Origin of the sequence: Sphingomonas sp. (assembly GCF_035317925.1) — a bacterium.
GTDB lineage: Bacteria > Pseudomonadota > Alphaproteobacteria > Sphingomonadales > Sphingomonadaceae > Sphingomonas_I.
The window spans coordinates 1-20054 of record NZ_DATHFV010000189.1; the positions used below are offsets into that span (position 1 = coordinate 1).

18 protein-coding genes are annotated in these 20054 nt (G+C 64.5%); 7 read left to right on the forward strand and 11 right to left on the reverse strand.

Annotated features, from left to right (window positions below; all coding sequences use genetic code 11):
* Entirely contained in the window at positions 1-1872 is a 1872-nt protein-coding gene (locus tag VK533_RS14035; protein ID WP_324378705.1) for a M1 family metallopeptidase, read from the forward strand.
* Between the two features lie 10 nt (positions 1873-1882).
* On the opposite strand, the gene VK533_RS14040 is transcribed toward VK533_RS14035, so the two are convergent.
* From VK533_RS14040 to VK533_RS14050, 3 genes are all read right to left on the reverse strand, one after another.
* A complete protein-coding gene (locus VK533_RS14040) occupies positions 1883-2350 on the reverse strand; it encodes a hypothetical protein (RefSeq protein WP_324378707.1) in 468 nt (155 codons plus the stop codon).
* A gap of 48 nt (positions 2351-2398) precedes the next feature.
* Entirely contained in the window at positions 2399-3613 is a 1215-nt protein-coding gene (locus VK533_RS14045; RefSeq protein WP_324378709.1) for an alginate export family protein, read from the reverse strand.
* A gap of 88 nt (positions 3614-3701) precedes the next feature.
* Positions 3702-5072 carry a cation:proton antiporter gene (locus VK533_RS14050; RefSeq protein ID WP_324378737.1) on the reverse strand — a complete coding sequence of 457 codons (1371 nt, stop codon included), beginning with the start codon at positions 5070-5072 and terminating at the stop codon, positions 3702-3704.
* A 213-nt stretch (positions 5073-5285) separates the two neighbouring features.
* On the opposite strand from VK533_RS14050, the gene VK533_RS14055 reads away from it, so the two are divergent.
* From VK533_RS14055 to VK533_RS14070, 4 genes are all read left to right on the forward strand, one after another.
* Positions 5286-5531 (forward strand): type II toxin-antitoxin system Phd/YefM family antitoxin, encoded by a 246-nt coding sequence (locus VK533_RS14055; RefSeq protein ID WP_324378711.1) that lies wholly within the window; start codon positions 5286-5288, stop codon positions 5529-5531.
* Positions 5531-6025, forward strand: coding sequence for a PIN domain-containing protein (locus tag VK533_RS14060; protein WP_324378713.1), 495 nt, complete (start codon positions 5531-5533; stop codon positions 6023-6025). The genes VK533_RS14055 and VK533_RS14060 overlap by 1 nt, the downstream gene beginning before the upstream one ends.
* Before the next feature lie 5 nt (positions 6026-6030).
* Entirely contained in the window at positions 6031-7581 is a 1551-nt protein-coding gene (locus tag VK533_RS14065; protein WP_324378715.1) for a tryptophan halogenase family protein, read from the forward strand.
* 73 nt (positions 7582-7654) lie between these two features.
* Positions 7655-8056 (forward strand): hypothetical protein, encoded by a 402-nt coding sequence (locus tag VK533_RS14070; RefSeq protein WP_324378717.1) that lies wholly within the window; start codon positions 7655-7657, stop codon positions 8054-8056.
* Position 8057: 1 nt separating this feature from the next.
* Here the strand turns inward: VK533_RS14070 and VK533_RS14075 are convergent, their stop codons facing one another.
* A complete protein-coding gene (locus VK533_RS14075) occupies positions 8058-8651 on the reverse strand; it encodes a PEPxxWA-CTERM sorting domain-containing protein (RefSeq protein WP_324378719.1) in 594 nt (197 codons plus the stop codon).
* 196 nt (positions 8652-8847) lie between these two features.
* On the opposite strand from VK533_RS14075, the gene VK533_RS14080 reads away from it, so the two are divergent.
* Positions 8848-11013 (forward strand): glycoside hydrolase family 3 C-terminal domain-containing protein, encoded by a 2166-nt coding sequence (locus tag VK533_RS14080; RefSeq protein WP_324378721.1) that lies wholly within the window; start codon positions 8848-8850, stop codon positions 11011-11013.
* 7 nt (positions 11014-11020) lie between these two features.
* Here the strand turns inward: VK533_RS14080 and VK533_RS14085 are convergent, their stop codons facing one another.
* The 7 genes from VK533_RS14085 to VK533_RS14115 form a co-directional block, all read right to left on the reverse strand.
* Positions 11021-11890 carry a CmcJ/NvfI family oxidoreductase gene (locus VK533_RS14085; protein WP_324378723.1) on the reverse strand — a complete coding sequence of 290 codons (870 nt, stop codon included), beginning with the start codon at positions 11888-11890 and terminating at the stop codon, positions 11021-11023.
* A 26-nt stretch (positions 11891-11916) separates the two neighbouring features.
* Complete coding sequence (locus tag VK533_RS14090; RefSeq protein ID WP_414712313.1) at positions 11917-12633, reverse strand: sulfate/molybdate ABC transporter ATP-binding protein; 717 nt, start codon at positions 12631-12633, stop codon at positions 11917-11919.
* Positions 12634-13497, reverse strand: a complete 864-nt coding sequence (gene cysW / locus VK533_RS14095; RefSeq protein ID WP_414712314.1) for a sulfate ABC transporter permease subunit CysW — start codon at positions 13495-13497, stop codon at positions 12634-12636. It abuts the gene before it with no gap.
* Entirely contained in the window at positions 13476-14336 is an 861-nt protein-coding gene (cysT, locus tag VK533_RS14100) for a sulfate ABC transporter permease subunit CysT (protein ID WP_324378727.1), read from the reverse strand. Before cysT ends, cysW begins: the two co-directional genes overlap by 22 nt.
* Before the next feature lie 12 nt (positions 14337-14348).
* Complete coding sequence (locus VK533_RS14105) at positions 14349-15830, reverse strand: porin (protein ID WP_324378729.1); 1482 nt, start codon at positions 15828-15830, stop codon at positions 14349-14351.
* 56 nt (positions 15831-15886) lie between these two features.
* Positions 15887-16903, reverse strand: coding sequence for a sulfate ABC transporter substrate-binding protein (locus VK533_RS14110; protein ID WP_324378731.1), 1017 nt, complete (start codon positions 16901-16903; stop codon positions 15887-15889).
* 177 nt (positions 16904-17080) lie between these two features.
* The gene (locus VK533_RS14115) at positions 17081-17551 is read right to left on the reverse strand and encodes an Rrf2 family transcriptional regulator (protein ID WP_324378733.1); all 471 of its coding nucleotides are present in this window, start codon (positions 17549-17551) and stop codon (positions 17081-17083) included.
* A gap of 115 nt (positions 17552-17666) precedes the next feature.
* On the opposite strand from VK533_RS14115, the gene VK533_RS14120 reads away from it, so the two are divergent.
* Positions 17667-20054 (forward strand): glycosyl hydrolase 2 galactose-binding domain-containing protein (locus VK533_RS14120; RefSeq protein ID WP_324378735.1); only part of this gene is annotated, 2388 nt, incomplete at its 3' end.

Below are 20054 nucleotides of genomic sequence, written 5' to 3' on the forward strand. Positions count from 1 at the left end.
ATGCACCTGCTTGCCGCTGCCCTCACCACAAGCCTGATCGCCGCTCCCGCCTTCGCCCGTCCCGACGCCCCCTCGCCGATCCTGACCACGCCCGAAGCGCATGACGCGCTCTCCTATGCGAAGCCGCAGATCGCGCGCGTCACCCATGTCGATCTCGATCTCACCGCCGATTTCACGACCCACATCATGCGCGGCACCGCGACGCTCGATATCCTCGCCAGGCCGGACGCGAAGGAGATCGTCCTCGACGACAACCATCTCGTCATCGCCAAGATCACCGACGCCGCCGGCCACCCCCTCAAATATACGGTCGGCGCCTATGACGATTACAGGGGTGCGCCGCTGACCGTGCAGATCGGCGCCGCGCGGCGGATCGTCGTCACCTATCGCTCGAGCCCCGATGCAAGCGCGCTCGGCTGGCTGCCGCCCGCGCTGACCGCGGGCAAGAAGGAGCCCTATCTCTACAGCCAGGGCGAATCGATCAACAACCGCAGCTGGATCCCGACCCAGGACAGCCCCGGCATCCGCCAGAGCTGGGCCGCGAAGATCACCGTGCCCGCAGACCTGATGGCGGTGATGAGCGCCGAGCGCCTCACACCCAAGGGCCAGCCCGCCGCAAAAGGCTGGCACAGCTACCGCTTCCGCATGGACCATAATGTCCCGCCCTACCTGATCGCGCTCGCGGTCGGCGATCTCGCCTTCCGACCGTTGGGCCCGCGCACCGGCGTCTATACCGAACCCTCGATGCTCGACCGCGCCGCGCGCGAATTGTCCGATACCGAGCGCATGGTCGACACCGCCGAGAGGCTTTACGGACCCTATCGCTGGGGCCGCTACGACATCCTCGTATTGCCGCCCTCCTTCCCGTTCGGCGGGATGGAGAACCCGACCCTCACCTTCGCCACCCCGACGATCATCACCGGCGACAAGAGCAACGTCGACGTGATCGCGCACGAGCTCGCACACAGCTGGTCGGGCAATCTCGTCACCAACGCGACCTGGTCGGACTCCTGGCTCAACGAGGGCTTCACCACCTATTTCGAGAACCGCATCGACGAGGCGGTCTACGGCCAGTCGCGCGGCGCCACGCTCGCTGATCTGTCGTGGGACAATCTCCAGCGCGACCTCAAGGACGCCCCCTCGCCCGACGCGACCCGTCTCCACGGCGAGCCCGAAGGCGTCTATGGCGAGCTCGATTATAACAAGGGCTCGACCTTCCTGCGCACGATCGAGGTCGCGGTCGGCCGTCCGCGCTGGGATGCGTACCTCACCTCCTACTTCAACCGCCACGCCTTCCAGCCGCAAACTACGGCGGGCTTCCTCGCCGACATCCGCGCCAACCTGATCAAGGGCGACAAGGCGCTCGAGGACAAGCTCAATCTCGACCAATGGGTCTATCAGCCCGGCCTACCCAACAACGCCATCCACGTCCGCTCGGCGACGCTCACCAAGATCGACGAAACGCTCGAACGCGTGAATGCTGGCTTGCCCATAGCCTCGGTCGATGCCTCGCATTGGTCGACCCAGGAATGGCTGCGTTTCCTCAACGGCCTGCCCCGCAAGCAGACGCCCGAACGGTTGGCCGAACTCGACAAGGGCCTTGGCCTGTCCGCCTCGCCCAACCCCTATATCCGCTCCGCCTGGCTCGTCCTCGCCGCGCAGAACCGTTACGATCCTGCAGTCGCCTCGATGGAGGAATTCCTGCCCCGCATCGGCCGCGGTCTTCTCATCTTCCCGGTCTACCGCGCGCTCAAGGCCGAGGGCGATTGGGGCACGCCGATCGCGAAGCGCATCTACGCCACCGCGCGGGCCAACTACCACCCGACGGTGGTGGCGACGCTCGACAAGTCGCTCGATTGGAAGGGCCGCTAAGCGGCGGCCCTCAGCCGCCCGAAGCGCCCGCCACCAATTTGTCGAAATCGGCCTTGCTCATCCCGATCAGCAGCCCCTTCTTGTTCTTGCCGATCGCTTCGGCAGGCACCCTGACCGGGCCCGCGAGGGTCGCGACGACCACGCCGTTGGGATCGATCGACTTGATGTAGCCGATGTCGACCCCCTTATTGTCCGTGATCGGCGCGCCGATCTGCAGTTCTGTCACCTTGGCGGGATGGGCCGCATCCTTGCCCCCCGTCGCCGCACCCGGACGGTCGCGATCGTTCGGCAAGTTGGCGTCGCCCAGGCTCGAACCGGTGATTGTGCCGTCTCGCCCGCCCGGCACGCCCACCGGTCCGGGCGCGATCGTGGGATTGATCGGCTGCCCAGGCTGAACGGAGGTATATTGCGCCGATGCGACAGTAGCGACCGCGATCAAAGCGAGCGGGGCGAAGCGGAGAAAGGCTATGTTGGTCATGCGGCTATTGTCCGCCTGTCACGCCCCGAAATCAACCCGGCAGCGCCGTCACAATATCCAATCCACCTGCAGCCAGAACTTGCTGGTGTCGGTCATGAACGTGTCCGCCCGGTAGCGCGCATAGCGGACCGAAAAGAGCGTATGCCCGCTCTTGGCGGTCGCAAGCAGGTCCCATTCGTTGCCATAATGCTGGCTGAGCCGATCGCTGTCGAAGCGATGATAGGTCGCCGACAGATTGATCGCGTCCGCCGGCCCGACCTTCTTCCAGCCGTAGCCGAGCGTCCCATAAAGATCGCGCAGGCCGTTGGGTGGCGTCGTCCCGAACTTGGCGTCCCAGCCGTTCCATTTGAAGTAGGAAGCGAGCGGCGTTTGCACGCTGGTCAGTGCCGCGCCCTTGTCCGCGCCCAGCACCTCATAGCCGCCGGTCGCGGTCAGCGCCTTTGCGGTCAGCGTCGCCTCGGCCAGCCAGTAATCGGCGGAATAGTGGTTGGGATTGCGATGATAGTCGCTCTGGTTGGCCCAGCTCGCGACATAGCCGAGCTTCACGTCCTTGCTGATCGGCCGGCCGCCGGCGAAGCGCACGCCATAGGTCTGGCTCGACAGCCCGAAATTCTGGACCGGTTTCTCGTCCTGATCGACCAGATAGGCAAAGCCGGTCAGCGTGCCGACGCTGGTGCCGTAATTGAGCAACGCGAACACATTGTCGCCGCTGATCGCCTGCTGGCGCGCGCCGGTGCCGTGCGTGCCGTTCACGGTGCGGTCGCTCCACGAATAGCTCAAATCCGCGCTGAAGCCCCCACCTGTCTTAGCACCCTGCCCCCACTGGACGCGGACCGCATCGAAGGTCTGCTGGTTCTGGCGCCAGTTGGACGAACCGACGAAACGCTGGTCGGCCAACTCGAGCAATTGCCGCCCCGCCGTCACCGCGAAGTCCTTGGTGGCGTAGCGGATCTGCGCGCGATTGAGCTCCGCGTTGCGCGGGTCGATCACGGCCGGATACTGGGTCTTACCGTTGGTGCCGTCGTTATAATCGTTGACGATGGCGAGCGTGCCCTCGCCCTCGACCAGCACCGACCAGGCACCGTCCGAAGCCTGAACGCCGGGCCGGACGCGCAAGGTGAGCGCATCGGCCTTCCTGGCGATCCCGTCCTGATCGACAGTCTCGTAACGCAGCCGCGTGTCGAGCAAAGGCTTGAAGGCGATATCGTCGGCCGACGCGGCGCTGCCGAGCAGCACCGCCGCCAATATGGGCAGCGATTTCATGAGAATACCCTTAAAAAAAGCCCCGTCCCTTCGGTTGCTGGTGAAGGGACGGGGCGGCCGGGCCGTAGCCCGAGCCTAGGGAGAGGGTTCAGGCGCCCTGGGTGGCCATGTCGCTTGGAATGGCGTCGAGCTCGCCGCTGGCCCGCGCCTTGCGGCCGTAGACGAGCTCGAACAGCGGGCTCGCCATCATCGTCGTGACGATCGCCATCAGCACCAGCATCGAGAAGAGCGTCGGGCCGATAATGCCCTTCTGCAGGCCGATATTGATGATGATCAGCTCCATCAGCCCGCGCGAGTTCATCAGCGCGCCGATGCCCAATGCGGTGCGATTATCCTCGCCCGAGATGCGGGCGGCGACATAGCAGGCGCCGAACTTGGCGAGGATCGAGGCGGCAAGGATGCCGAGCGCGATCAGCAGCAGAGCCGGCGAGTTCACCATGTCCATCCGGGTGTTGAGGCCCGAGTAAGTGAAGAACATCGGCAGCAGCAGGATCACCGCCACCGGCTCGACCTTCTTCTTGAGCTCGGTCGTGAACAGGCCGCGCGGCATGAACACGCCTAGGATGAAGCCGCCGAAGATGGCGTGGATGCCGATCGCGTCCATGAAGAAGGCCGACAGGCAGAACAGTCCCATCGTGATCGCGAGCACGGTCATGCTCATCTCGCCGCGCGCTTCGACTGCGCGACCCAAAGGCGCGAGCAGGCGTTTGCCGAAGAAGGCCAGGAAGACGAAATAGACGACCGCGCCGCCGATCGCGAGCACGGCCATGCCCGGGCCACCTCCGAAGGTCGCCAGCACGATCGCGAGCACGCACCAGGATGCGGCGTCGTCGAACGCCCCCGCCGTCAGCGACAGCGTACCGAGCGAGCTGTTGTTGAGCCCGCGCTCGTTGATGATCCGCGCCAGCATCGGGAAGGCGGTCAGCGCGATGCAGGCGCCCATGAACAGGGTCGCGTTGGCGCGGCTGATGCCGGCCGTGAACAGGCCCGGCACGGTCAGCAGGAACGGCGTGATCAATATGGCGAGCGCGAACGGAACCAGGATGCCCGCCAACGACACGCCGAACGCGCTCTTCGCCTTGGATTTGAAATGGTCGAGGTTGAGCGTGGTGCCGACCAGGAACATGTAAAGGCCGACGCCAAACTGCGCGCCGACATAGAGGACGGTCTTGGTTTCCTTGGGAAAGAGCGCGAGCTGCGCATCCGGCCAGAGCAGCCCGATCAGCGACGGCCCGAGGATCACGCCCGCGATCATCTCGCCGACGACCTGCGGTTGCGCGAGGAACTTCTTGCCGAGCCATCCGACCACGCGGCAGGTGAAGATGATCACCGCCAGCTGCAGGAAGAAATGAATGCTGAAATCGCCGGGCGCGTAGCTTTTCGCCACCGCTGCTGCTGCCGGCACCGCCGGACCGTGCGGCGACAATATGCCGCCCACCGTCGTCCAGAAACTGTCCATCACACCTTGTTGCACCGATCCACTCCCCGCTCAGCTTATTATTTATTCGCCAAAAGGAGCGCTGCCGCCCCTGTCGCGCAATGAGAAAATGAGATCGGACACCAGGATTCCGTCCGGTTCGATCATTTCTGTTGCAGCGATGCTACAAGGTAGTAATGTACCTACATCCATATCGCCTATTTTGTAGGTATGTAGGTTCGAATTGAGGGCGTCATGAAGGTCGTCAGCAGCCGCGATTTCAACCAGGATGTGAGCCATGCGAAGCGCGCGGCGCGAATCGAGCCGGTGTTCATCACCGATCGCGGCAAGCCGACCCACGTGCTGATGAGCATCGAGAATTTCCGTCATCTGACCGGCCAGACCGAGAGCGTGGTCGATCTGCTCGCGATGACAGACACGGTGGAAGCCGAACCGGTCCGTTCCAACGAGACGTGGGACCGGCAGGCGGCGTTCGGCTGATGTTTCTGCTCGACACCCCCGTCGTGCTGGAATTGCGCAAGGCCAAGGCCGGGCGCACCGATGCGGGGCTCGCCACCTGGGCGACAGGCATATCGCGCCAGAATCTGTTCCTGTCGGCTTTGTCGCTGCTCGAACTGGAAAATGGCGCGGCGCGCACTGAACGGCAGGACAAGGCCGGCGGCGCGGCGCTGCGCGGGTGGATCGCCGATCAGGTGATGCCCGCCTTCGACGGCCGGATTCTGTCGGTCGATGCCGCCGTGGTGCGACGGCGCGCGCAACTGCCGATCGCCGACACGCGCGACGCCCTGCTCGCCGCGACCGCGATCGAGCATGGTCTGACCCTGGTCACCCGCCAGACCGCTGCCTTCAGGGGCGGACGGGTCAAGCTGTTCAACCCGTGGGGCTATACGCCGGAGGATGAGGACGATGCCGACTGGCGTCAGGCCGCGCGCACCGGGCCGGTCTGGCTCAAGAACCTGTTCGTGAGGGCCTGACGATAATGCACGCCAAGCGTCGTATCCTGATCGTCGGCGGCGGCACGGCCGGCTGGCTGACCGCCGCCTATCTCGCCAAGTTCCTCGATCTCGCGGATCATCCGTATCTTGAGATTACTTTGCTGGAATCGCCGGACATCGGCACGATCGGCGTCGGCGAAGGCGCCTTCCCAACGATGCGCACCACTCTGAAATTCCTCGGCATCGACGAAACGCAGTTCATCCGCGGCACAAGCGCGACGTTCAAGCAGGGCATCCGCTTCAACGACTGGCTGGAGACGCCCGGGGGCGGTGCGCACGGCCATTATTTCCATCCATTCGAGGCCCCCTTCTATACCGAAGAAGCGAGCCTGGTGCCCTATTGGCTGCTGCAGGACGAGAAGACGCGCCCACCCTTCGCCGAGGCGGTGACGATCCAGAACCGCGTCGCCGAAGCGCAGCGCGGCCCCAAACGCCCCGGCGAGGGCGAGTTCACCGGTCCGCTCAATTACGCCTACCATTTCGATGCGGGCCTGCTCGGCCAGGTGCTGGCGGATCGCGCGCAGGAATTGGGCGTGCGCCATATCCGCGACATGCTGGTCGACGTGACGCTCGATCAAGGCGGCATCGACCATATCGTCACGCATGAGAATGGCGCGCTCAGGGCCGATCTGTTCATCGATTGCTCGGGCTTCCGCGCCGAGCTGATCGGGCGGGCGCTGGGATCGGCGTTCAAATCGTCGAAGCGTTATCTGTTCACCGACCGCGCTCTGGCGTGCAAGCTGCCCTACGACCGGCCCGACGCACCGCTCGCGAGCTTCACCATCGCCGCCGCGCACGAAGCCGGCTGGACGTGGGATATCGGCCTGGCCGGCGCGCGCGGGATCGGCACGGTCTATTCGAGCGCGCATATGAGCGACGAGGCCGCCGCCGAGATATTGCGGTCCTATGTCGGCCCGCGCATCGACGAAACCGCGCCGCGCACGATCCACTTCGAGCCCGGCTATCGCGAGAAGCAATGGATCGGAAACTGCGTCGCGGTCGGCCTGTCGGCGGGCTTCCTCGAACCGCTCGAATCGACCGGCGTCGTGCTGATCGAGGCCGCGGTGAGCATGATCGCGGAGCTGTTCCCGCATAACGGCCCGGTCGACGCGCCAGCCAAGCGGTTCAACGCGCTGATGACGGCGCGCTTCGACAACATCATCAATTTCTTGAAACTGCATTACTGCCTGAGCCGGCGCGAGGAGCCGTTCTGGCGCGACAATGTCGATCCGGACTCGATCCCCGACCGGCTCAAGGAACTGCTCGAGCAATGGCGCTACCGGCCGCCCAACCGCTACGATTTCATCCTCGATCTCGAGAGCTTCGCCTTCTTCAACTATCAGTACATCCTCTACGGGATGGACTACAAAACCGATCTCTCGGCCGGCCGCGCCGATTTCCCCAACGTGCGCGCGGCAGAGAAGCTGTTCCAGAAGATCCGCACGTTCGGCGATCGCGCGACGGCCGATCTGCCGACCCACCGCGCGTTGATCGAGCAGATCAATGCGCCTGCGGAACGGCTGATCGCGGTCTGACGCCGCCGATCTTTGCTTCGCAACAAAGGCGCGGTAGCGCTCGGACAGGATCAAGCACGGAAGGCGCGCTGTGATGACGTCACGATCTTTCTCGCTCTTGCTGCTGGCGGCGACTTTTTCGTCCCCCGCCAGCGCCGGCATTTTTGGCAGCCACGCGAAAGACTGCATTCCGCGCCATGGGATCCGGGCCGAGACGGCGGAGAGCGAGACCAGCCTGATCTTCCACGCCAAGGGCGCCCAGGCCTATCGCAACACCTTGCCCGCGCCGTGTGAAGGACTGGTCGGCATCAACGGCCTGTCCGAGCTCGCGATACGGCCGAAGGACGACGATCTGCTCTGCGCCGGCGATCTCGTCTGGCTCAGGCAGAAAGGCCTGTTCTCATCCAGCGACAGCAGCGACGAGGCTTCGGCCTGCAAGCTCGGCAGCTTCGAAGGTATTTCCGAAACGTCGCTGACCGAGTTCTTGCGCCGCTAGCTCAAATGAAAGCCACGCTGCGGCGACGGGTGCGGAGCACGCCGCCGACCAAAGCGAAGCCACCTAGCATCAGAGCCCAGCTGGCGGGTTCGGGAACAGCCGCGTTTGGCGGCGGCGCGTCGGTATGGACCACTGACACATGGTCGAACCGATTATAGCCGGACGAACTGAACCCCTCGATCGTCAGGAGATCGTTGCCGATCCCGGCAACGGTGTAGCTTAGCGGCGTGTAGACACCGATGTAGTTGTCGCCCAAAATTTGACCGACCAACCCACCATTCCAAAAAATGTCGAATTGAAGGCCGCTGGTGTCATTGACGCCGGTCGCCATCCAGTCGAGCGAAATCTGATAATAGTCGCCGGCGGTGGTCGCGAGCTGCTGCGATATGCCCGCTAGGCCCTGTTCCTGGAAATTGCCTTCCTGCATGGCGCAATCGCCCGGGCAGGTGACATAATTGTAGCCGGTGCCAAAGTTGCCGACCTGCGTCCAGCCATTGAGGCCGTCTTCGAACCCGTCGTTGGTTACCAGATTCTGCGCGGCAACCGGCGCGGCCAGCACGAACGCGAACATCGCGCCCAGGAAAAACTGCTTCATCCCCAAATCCCCCAAAACAAGAAGGACTGCGCCCTATCATGCGGCGGGCGGCGGGGTGGATTGCCTAAATAGGCAGGACGTCCCCGCCTCGGGCGGTGCCAACGACAAGCGCCTTTGGTCTTACTTTGTGAGTTTTACCCTTTGCTATAAGCCGGCCGAAAGCACCCGCCCGAGCGGGACGATAAGGAGGGGTACGATGCGCGAAAAACGGCTGGCAATCTGTGTGGCGGCGTTGCTGTTGGGGGCGGCTGCCCCCGCGCATTACGATCATCCCTTCCAGAACCCCGATCTGCCGGCGGATAAAAGGATCGCCAACCTGATCTCGCTGATGAACGTCGACGAGAAGATCGACGCGCTCAGCACCAATTCGGGCGTGGCGCGGCTCGGCGTGCCGAGCTTCGGATCGACCGAGGGTATCCATGGCCTGCAGCAGCGCGGAAACCCCGAGCGCGGCTGGCCGACCACGCACACCACCCAGTTCCCGCAGCCGCCGGGCATGGGCGAAAGCTGGGACCCGGCGCTCGTCCGCGCGGCGGGCGGGGTCGAGGGCTATGAGGCGCGCTGGATCACGCAATCGGGCGACGGCAAGCATCCGATCCTGATGGCATGGGGCCCGCAGGCGGATCTCGCGCGCGATCCGCGCTGGGGGCGGAGCGAGGAAGTCTATAGCGAGGATCCATTCCTCGCCGGCACGATGGCGACCGCCTTCGCCAAGGGTCTTGAGGGCGACGATCCGAAATATTGGCAGGCCGCGCCTTTGCTCAAGCATTTCCTCGCCAATTCGAACGAGGACAATCGCACGCGCACCAGCAGCGACTTCGACGACCGGTTATTCTGGGAATATTATGCGCTGCCCTTCCGCATGGCCTTCCAGGATGCGGGCGCACGCGCGCTGATGGCGTCCTACAATAGCTGGAACGGCGTGCCGATGGCGGTGAACCCGGTGCTGAAATCGGTCGTGATCGACCAATGGCATGCCGAAGTGGTGTCGAGCGACGGCGGCGCGATCAAGACCCTGGTCAAGGATCACAAAACCTCGCCCGACCAGCAAGCGGCGGCGGTCGCGGCGCTGAAGGCCGGGATCAACCAATATCTCGATGTCTACAAGGACGAGCTGCACGCCGCGTTGAAGGCGGGTCAGATCAGCGAGGCCGACCTAGACGTAGGGCTGGCGCGCAAGTTCCGCACCACGATCCGGCTCGGCCTGATCGATCCGCCCGAGCGCGTGCCTTTCTCCAAAATCCATGGCGGGACGCCGCCGTGGGAAGGCGCGAAGCACCAGGCGATCGCAAAGACGATGGCGCTGGAATCGATCGTGCTGCTCAAGAATTCGTCCGGCGCGCTGCCGATCGCCAAATCCTCGCTCCATTCGGTCGCGGTGATCGGCCCGCTCGCGGACGGCGTGCATTGGGACTGGTATGGCGGCTTCCCGCCACATGCGACCACCCCGCTCGACGGCATCAAGGCCGCGGTCGGCGCGCAAGTGAAGGTCAATTTCGCGCAAGACGATACGGACGGCGCAGCGGTGGCAGCGGCGAAGGCTTCCGACGTCGCGATCGTGGTGGTCGGCAACGACCCGACCTGCGGACCGAACATGGCGCACGATTGGAACGACAACGGCACCAAGCCCTGCGCCGATCCGGGCGACGGGCGCGAGGGCCGCGACCGCGCGACGATCAACCTCGCGCAGGAGGAACTGGTCCGGAAGGTGCTCGCCGCCAACCCGCGCACGGTGATGGTTCTGGTCTCGAGCTTCCCCTTCGCGATCAACTGGGCGCAGGCGAATGTGCCCGCGATCCTGCACATGACGCACGCCTCGCAGGATGAGGGTTCGGCGCTCGCGGACGTGATCTTCGGTGCCTACAATCCGGGCGGGCATACGGTGGCGACCTGGCCAACGTCGATCGACCAGCTGCCGCCGATGCTGGATTACGACATCCGCCACGGCCGCACCTACATGTATGCCAAGGGCGAGCCGCTTTACCCGTTCGGCTACGGCCTTTCCTACACCAGCTTCCGCTACGCCAATCTCCGCACCGACAAGCCGGTGCTGGCGAAGAATGGCGTGGCAACGGTGAGCGTGGACGTGACCAATACGGGCAAGGCCGGCGGCGACGCGGTGCCGCAGCTCTACGTCCATCATCTGGGATCGAAGGTCGCGCGGCCGATGCAGCAGCTGGCGGGCTTCCAGCGAGTCCACCTCGCCCCCGGCGAAACCAAGACGGTCAAGATTCCGCTCAAGGCGGCGACCTTGGCTTACTGGAATGGCAGGGCGCTAACGGTGGAGGCTGAGCCGGTGGAAGTGCGGATCGGTTCGTCCTCGGCCGATATCAAGCTGCGTCGCAACCTGCAGATACGATAACTCAGCCTCAGTCGCGCAGAAGCATGACCGACACGCGATGCTCGCAACTCTGGCGCGGCTGCGCGTCGGCGGGCGCGGCGGGATCCTCGACCGCGCTGTGGAAGCAGGCACGGTAGGGCTGCGGTTCCTCGTTCCGCATCAGCTGGAACAGCTTGAACACCAGCACCTCGTGCGCTTCCATGTCGGGATAATAATACCAGCGCTGGCCCGGATTGTGGGCGAGGCTGACATGATGCGTGGCCGCACCGCCCGGCGCGATGCCTTCGAGTGCGGTGGGAATGATATCGGCCCCGTCCACGCTGGTCGGATCGCACAGGGCCAGCGGCATATGCTTGAGCGGGCCGTCCATACCGGTAGTGCGCCAGAAATCGAGCGAGACGAAGCCTTCCACCTCGTCTCGTTCGAACCAGGCGCGCCATTTCGCGCCGATGTCTGGTGTGGTGAAAGCTTCGACGTTGCGCTGGAAATCGTCGGCGGTAGTGCCATGATCGGAATGCACGCCAAGACCGTATTGCGGCGTGCTCGTGCCCGCCCCGCGCCGCATCACATTGGGCGGCTGCTGGACGATCAATTTGCGGCCGGGATAAAGGCATTCGCGGATCATCGCCTCCACCTCGGGCATATAATGTTGCGCGACCTGATCGGCATTGCCCCAGTCGGTCACCCGCGTCGGCGAGTCGAGCAGGACGAAGCCGTGCTCCGCCAGGAAATCGGCTTCCGATGTCGCCTCCGCCTGCAAGGCGCGCGCGTCGAGAATCCGCGTCGGCGGATTCTGCGGCGCGCGCCCGGTTGCGTTGCGCATCAGTTCCGACAGATTGATACGCTCGCTCGCCCGGAAATCGGACGGAAACTGACCCCTGAGCTGCGTTTCGATCATTGCCCTCTCCCCGTGGGAGACAGCTTTTAGCTCAAAAATTCGCGGACGTAATCGTTCGCTGGCTTCTTCTGCACGGCTTCGGGCGTGCCATATTGCTCGATCCGGCCGCTCCCCAGGATCGCCACCTTGTCGGCGAGCGCGAAGGCTTCCTCATAATCGTGCGTGACGAAGAGCGAGGTCAGTCCGACACGATCGTGGATCTCGCGCAGTGCGCCGCGCAATTCGCGGCGGACCTTGGCGTCGAGCGCCCCAAACGGTTCGTCTAGCAGCAGGATGCTGGGTTCGCGGGCAAGCGCACGGGCGAGTGCGACGCGCTGGCGCTGGCCGCCCGACAATTGGGCCGGATAGCGATCGCCGTAGCCCGGCAATTGCACCAGTTCGAGCAACTCCTCGACCCGCGCCTTGATCGCGGCCTTTTCGGGGCGCTGGCTGCGCTTCATCACGTCAAGCCCGAAGGCGATATTGTGCGCGACCGTCATGTGCCGGAAGAGCGCGTAATTCTGGAAGACGAAGCCGATGCCGCGATCCTGCGGCGCGCGATCGGTCACGTCCTCGCCGCCGAACAGGATCTGGCCGCCTTCGGCGGTCTCGAGGCCGGCGATGATGCGCAGCAAGGTCGTCTTGCCCGAACCCGAGGGGCCCAGCAAAGCGACGAAGGCTCCGTCCTCGATATCGAGCGAGACGTCCTTGAGGGCCGGGTAATTGCCGAAGCCCTTGACGATGTTGCGTACCGTAATCGTCATTCAATTTCCTGAAGCGGCAAGCTGGTCGCTATGGCGCCATTCGAGGAAGCTCTTCACCGCCAGCGTGACGAGCGCGAGCCCGGCCAGTAGCGACGCGACCGAGAAAGCCGCAGCGAAATTATATTCGTTGTAGAGAACTTCGACTTGCAGCGGCATCGTATCGGTCTCGCCGCGGATATGGCCGGAAATGACCGAGACCGCGCCGAATTCGCCCATCGCGCGCGCATTGGTAAGCAGCACGCCATAGAGCAGGCCCCAGCGGATATTGGGCAGGGTCACCCACAGGAAGATCCGCCAGCCGGGGGCGCCAAGCGTGAGCGCGGCTTCCTCTTCCTCGCGGCCCTGCGCCTGCATCAGCGGGATCAATTCGCGCGCGACAAACGGCAGGGTCACAATCAAAGTCGCGAGCACGATGCCGGGCTTGGCGAAGGCAATCTGGATGTTGTGCTCCGTCAGCCAGTCGCCGAACCAGCCCTGCGCGCCGAACAGCAACAGATACATCAGGCCCGCGACCACCGGCGAGATCGAGAACGGCACGTCAATCAGGCTGATCAGGAAATCCTTGCCGCGGAAATCATGCTTGGTGATCGCCCAGGCGGCGGCGACCCCGCACACCATGTTGATCGGCACCGAGATCGCGGCGACGGTCAGCGTCAGCTTGATCGCGGCGAGCGCGTCTGGATCGACGATTGCGGCCTTGAACGCGGCGAGACCGTGGGCGAACGCCTCGCTGAACACCGACGCCAGCGGCAAGAGCAGGATCAGCGCGATGTAGGCGACCGCCGCCAGGATCAGCAGAGTGCGCGTGACGAGGCCTTCGCTCGTCGCCTTGTTCTTGGCGCTCATGCCGAACGCCTGCGCAATTCGCGGCCCTGATAGGCGTTGATCAACAGCAGCAAAGCGAGGCTCGACAACAGCAGCACGGTCGCGATCGCGGTCGCGCCGGCATAATCATATTCCTCGAGCTTGGTGACGATCAGCAAAGGCGCGATCTCCGACTTGAACGGCATGTTGCCCGCGATGAAGATCACCGAGCCATATTCGCCGACGCCGCGCGCGAAGGCGAGCGCGAAGCCGGTGATGAGCGCGGGCAGGATTTCGGGCAGCACGACGCGGCGGAAGATCGTCCAGCGCCCTGCCCCCAAGGTCGCCGCCGCCTCCTCTATCCCCTTGCCGAGATCGGTCAGCACCGGCTCGACCGTGCGCACCACGAACGGCAGGCCGATGAAGGTGAGCGCGATCACGACGCCGACCGGATTGTAGGCGAGCGCGAGCCCGAAGGCCGACGCCGGCTTTCCGACCCAGCCAGTATTGGCATAGACGGCGGTGAGCGCGATGCCGGCAACCGCGGTCGGCAAGGCGAACGGCAGATCGACCAGCGCGCTCAGCAGCCGGCGCCCGGGAAAGCGGTAGCGCACCAGCACCCACGCGACGAGCAGACCGAAGACCGCATTGACCGCCGCCGCGGCGAGCGCCGCGCCGAAGCTCAATTCATAGGACGCGATCGCGCGGCGCGAGAAGGCCGCGTCGACAAAATGGGTCGGCCCCAGCGTGACCGACTTCAGGAACAGGGCGACCAGCGGCAACAGCAGCAGGATGGTCAGCCAGGTGATGGTGATGCCAAGCGTAAGCGAAAGGCCGGGGAGAGGCGATTTGCGCCTCCCCCGGCCGGTTCGCGACAGTGGCAGTGATACTGTCGCCATAGGATCCGTAACCTAGAAGTCGAATTGCAGCCTCGTCGCGTAGGCGTCACCCTTCGCAGTGGTGCCATTAAGCGAGACGGGCGCAACAACCAATGGCGAGTTCGTCCCCTTGAAGCGGATATAGTTCACGATGAAACGCGTGTTCGGGTTCAGATACCAGTTGAGCCCGCCGGTCCAGCTGTCCGCCACGCGATCGAGCGGCGAAAAGGAATGATCGGTCAGGTTGAGCCGATCGTAACGCACCGCCAGCTCGAACGCGCCCCAATGGCCGGCGGCCGGGTTGAAGTCGTTGAACGGCTTCACGCGATCGACCACGCCACCCTTGAAGCTGCGGCTTTCGCCGGTGAGGAACACCGTGCCGAAGGCGTAATAGCCGTCGAAATTCGGATCGGCGACGAAGCCGTACCGATTGACATGCAGATGGTTATATTCGCCCTGGAGCGAGAAGCGATCGTACACGAACGCGGCTTCCGTGCCCCAATAGGTCGCGCCCTGTACGCCGCGCGTCTGGTTGGCAATTGCGCCGGTGGTGATCGGTGCGAGCGCAACGGTTTCGATCTGGCCGTTGTCGACGCGCGTATCCGGCCGGTCACCAATCGAGATGGCCTTTCCGGCAATCTGGCTGACATGATAGGCCGAAGCGCCGACATGGACGAGGCGACCGACATCGTTGATCGGCTCGAACGTCACGCGGCCGTTGACGCCATAGGTCTCGTCCGGCGTGGTCGCGTTGCGCTGCACGCCCTCGCCCGCGCCGAAGATGCCGACCGTGGCGATGATCTGCGGCGTGGGGGTGATCGCGATCGTCGCGCCGACGCGGCGCTCCGCACCGACCGCGCCGAAGGCGGCATTGGCCATGCCGCGTTCGAGGAAGGTCGCCAGCGCATCGGTGCCATTGGCTTCGAGACCATAAGGCGCCTTCTGCTGACCAACCGTGAGCAGGATATTCTTGAAGCCGGCATATTGGACATAGGCGTCGAGCAGGTTGACCGTGTTCTTCACGAACTCGGCCTCGATGCGATAGCGCCATACCGTCCAGGCGGTGCCGTCGAAGCCGAAGCGGCCGCGGCGGATATCGGTGCCGTTATTGAAATCATATCCGCCCGCACGCTGATGATAGGCGGCATAATCCAGCTGGAAGGTGCCGCGCGGGTGGAAGGTGAAGCTGCCGTTCACGTCGCTGAAGGTCGGCGCCGGACCGGCCTGAACCTCCTTGGCGGCGCGCACCTCGACCTTCTGGACGCGGGTCTGCGTCTCGGCGGCTTCGGATTCCAGCTGCTTGTTGCGCGCCTCGAGCGCGTTGACCTTGGCCTCGAGCTCGTTGAGGCGGTCGAGCACCGCGTCGCCGGTCTTGGGGACCGGCGCGGGCGCAACCGTGTCGGCGGGCACGGTCGTATCGAGACCCGAGCCCTGATATGCAGGCGCGGTTTGCGCACTCAGCGGCGCGGCGAAGGCAAGCGCGGAGGCGCTAGCCAGCAAAATCTGGCGGATCATAATATTTTCCCCTTGTCGTCAGGAGCGGCGGGCCCTCCCGAGGCCCGCCGGCTCGGTCACTTCTTGGCGTCTTCGAACACCTGGTCGAACACGCCGCCATCGTTGAAATGCGCTGCCTGAACACGCTTCCAGCCGCCGAAATTCTTGTCGATTGTCAGTAGCGGCAGGCTCGGGAACTGGCTCTTGAACTCAGCGGCCACGGCCGGATCACGCGGACGGTAATAGTCCTTGCCGATGATCTTCTGTCCCTCGGGCGTGTAGAGGAACTTGAGATAGGCCTCGGCGACCGCCCGGGTGTTCTTGCGATCGACCACCTTGTCGACCACCGCGACCGGCGGCTCGGCGAGGATCGAGATCGACGGATAGACGATTTCGAACTTGCCCTTGCCGAGCTGGTTGGTCGCCAGATAGGCCTCATTCTCCCACGCGAGCAGGACGTCGCCCTGGCCGCGCTGGACGAAGGTGGTGGTGGCGCCGCGCGCGCCGCTGTCGAGCACGGGCACGTTGCGGAATAACTTGGTCAGATAGTCGCGCGCGCCCGCAACCGAGCCGGTCGCTTTCTGCGCGTAGCCCCAGGCCGCGAGATAATTCCAGCGCGCGCCACCCGACGTCTTCGGGTTGGGGGTGATCACTGCCACGCCCGGCTTGATCAGATCGGGCCAGTCATGAATTCCCTTGGGATTACCCTTGCGGACAAGAAAGACGATCGTCGAATAATAAGGCGTCGAATTGAGCGGAAGGCGCGTCTGCCAATTGGCGGGAAGCGCCTTGGCCTTGTCGGCGATAGCATCGATGTCCGCCGCCAAAGCGAGCGTGACCACATCCGCCTGAAGGCCGTCGATCACCGCGCGCGACTGCGCACCCGATCCGCCATGGCTTTGCTTGATCACGACGTCCTGGCCGGTCTTCGCCTTCCACTGAGCGGCGAAGGCGGCGTCGATGTCACGATAGAGCTCACGCGTCGGATCGTAGCTGACATTGAGCAATTCGACCGGCGCAGCCGCCTGGGCCGCAATCGGTGCAAGGCTGCTGGCAAGAGCCACAGCAGCGAGAAGAAAACCCCGACGGTGCATAGAACCTCCCTGTATTCTGGAGAGGACGCCTATTACACTAATTCCTAGTCGACAATTGGGTTATACCGTTCCGCCGGTGTAGCTTTTCTTGTCACCCCAAAAGCCGGCCCGACTTCCTCCCCGATTCCAGGCCCTTGCGCTCAGCACACGCTGACGCGCAAACCCGCGGCATCAAGATCAGGCGTGCGACAACGCCTCGACCGCCAATTCGGCTCCCGCCGCATCGGCAAGCGATGTATTTTCCAGGATAGCGACCGCGCTGCTGCGCACCTGGAGCAGCACGCGCCGGATCGCGCAGGTCGCCTCGTCATGGCAGTCGTCGCAGCGCTGGTAGAAATTCTCGCTCGCGCACGGGACCAACGCGATCGGCCCGTCGATCGCGCGGATCACCTCGACGAAGCTGATCTCGGTCGGCGATTTGGCCAGCACATAGCCGCCGCCGGGCCCGCGCCGGCTGGTGACCAGCCCGGCCTTCTTGAGATCGACCATGATGAATTCGAGATATTTGCGCGGGATATGTTGCATCTCGGCCATCTCGCCGACCTGGATCGTGCGCGATGCGCCATGTTCGACGAGGTGCAGTAAAGCACGCAGCGCGTATCGGGCCTTTTGCGACAGCATCACGACGAGATAGCGAGCCTGAAACACAAACGCCACTGGGTGGGATGATAAGGAAAATCATTTGGTATTGTGAGGTCGGCATGCTTTGAAGTGGCATGAGCGCGCGGCCATGCAGCCGGGGCGCCGCCTGGGAGAGGGACCGATGACAGGCTTTGCGCGCGTGGCAGCTTTTCTGCTGGGGGCATCGACTTCCGCTCTGGCGCTGGCCGCCTCGCCGGTCGCGATCGGTCCGTTCAACACCGAGGTTGCCGCCGGCGGCGAGGCCTATGTCGCACCGCTGGGCGCACCGGGTGCGATTTTACCCGCTACCCAGAGCTGGACGTTGCAGGCGTGGGTCGAACCGCGGCTGGTACCACATGGTACGGTCGCGGTCGCGGGCGTGGGTGCGCCGGGCTCCGGCTTGTTCCTGGCCTTGATAGACGGCGCGCCTGCTCTGGTGACGCCGGCCGGGATCGTCAAAGGCAATGCGCGCCTGTCGGACAGGGGGTGGAGCCATCTTGCCGCCGTTACCGACAAGGGCGTCGCGCATCTCTATGTCGACGGCCATGAGGTCGCGAGCGGCCCCGCAAACGCGGCGCAGGTCGCGGCCGAGGCGCGGCTGGGCGGCGACGGCTTCGGCGGACGGGTCGCGGGCTTCGGCTATGCACCGGGCGCGCTGTCCACCGCCGATATCCAGAAGCAGGCGGCGCAGGCGCCCGATCCCGCGCGCACCGTCTTCACCCTCTCCAGCCCGACATGGCCGGTGCAGGTGCGCCAGATGCAGGGCCAGGTGACGCCGCAACCCGCCTGGACTTTGCCGAAGAGCAACGCGCCTTTCCAGAAACCGGTCGCCAAGCCCGAACCGAAGGGCCCTGCCCTCGCCTTGCGCGCGCCAGGCCTGTGGACGGTCGCGGGCTGGCACATGGCCGAAGGATCGAAATTGCAGGCGGCCGATGGCGCGGCGATCTCAAAGCCCGGTTACGGCACCGGCACCTGGTATGCCGCGACGGTGCCGGGCACCGCGCTCACCACCCTGGTCGATCGCGGCGTCTATCCCGATCCCGCTTACGGCCTGAACAATCTCGCCATTCCCGAAACGCTCGCGCGCCAGGATTATTGGTATCGCAGCGAGATCGAGGTGCCCGCGGATACGGCGGGCAAGCATCTCGCGCTGACCTTCAACGGCGCCAATTACACCGCCGAAATCTGGGTCAACGGCACGCGCGTCGGGGCGATGAAGGGTGCCTTCATTCGCGGCAGGTTCGACGTGACCGGCCTGCTGACCCCCGGCCAGCGCAACGCGATCGCGGTGCGCGTGTCACCCCCGCCCCACCCCGGCGTTACGTCGGAGGAATCGCTGACCTCGGGCGTCGGCGAGAATGGCGGCATGATGATGCTCGACGGGCCGACCTTCGAGGCGACCGAGGGCTGGGACTGGATCCCGACCGTGCGCGACCGCAATACCGGCCTGTGGCAGGGCGTCGATCTGACCGCGACCGGCGACATCCAGATCGGCGATGCGCAGGTCATCACAGCCTTGCCCAAGCCCGACAACAGCATCGCCGACCTGACGATCGAAGTGCCGCTCAAGAATTTGAGCGACCACCCGATCGCGACCGAACTGCACGCCGCATTCGACGATGTCAGCGTCGCCAAATCGGTGACGATCGCGCCCGGCGAGACGGTGGTGCGGCTGACGCCCGCCGACTTCCCGCAACTGGCCGTGCACAATCCGAAGCTCTGGTGGCCGAACAATTACGGCGAACCCAATCTCCACATGCTCCACCTGAGCGCCGGTGCGTCCGACGCGAAGGACGTGCGCTTCGGCATGCGCGAAGTAACCTACGAATTGTCGCTGATGGATCATGACGGCGCGCTCAAGCGCGTGTTGATCGATCCGACCGAGGCGCGCGAGCTGCACCAGCAGATCGTCGATCACCGCCACGAGGCGATCCGCCAGGTGCCGCGCGGCTGGGCCTACAGCTTCGCCGCAGGCGCGGAGAGCTCGCCCGCCGTCACGCCGATCGCGGGTGATGAAGGATTGTCGCCCTTCCTCGTCCTGCGCGTGAACGGGGTGCGCATCGCCGCACGCGGCGGCAGCATCGGCATGGACGATTTCATGAAGCGCGTCGGCCGCGACCGGCAGGAGCCTTATTTCAAGCTCCACCGCGACGCGCACCTCAACATCGTCCGCAACTGGATGGGCCAGGATACGGGCGAGAACTTCTACGCGCTCGCCGACGAATATGGGCTGATGGTGTTCAACGATTTCTGGGAGTCGACCCAGGATTACAATATCGAGGCGCAGGACGTGCCCTTGTTCCTCGCCAACGTGAAGGACGTGATCCGGCGCTATCGCAACCATCCCTCGATCGTGGTGTGGGTGCCGCGCAACGAGGGCGTGCCGCAGCCGATCCTGAACGAAGGCATCGAGAAGCTGACCGAGCAGGAGGACGGCACACGGCTCTATATGGCCTCGTCCAATCGCATCTCGTTGCAGAACAGCGGGCCGTACAATTGGCGCAAGCCGGAGGAATATTTCACCGAGCTT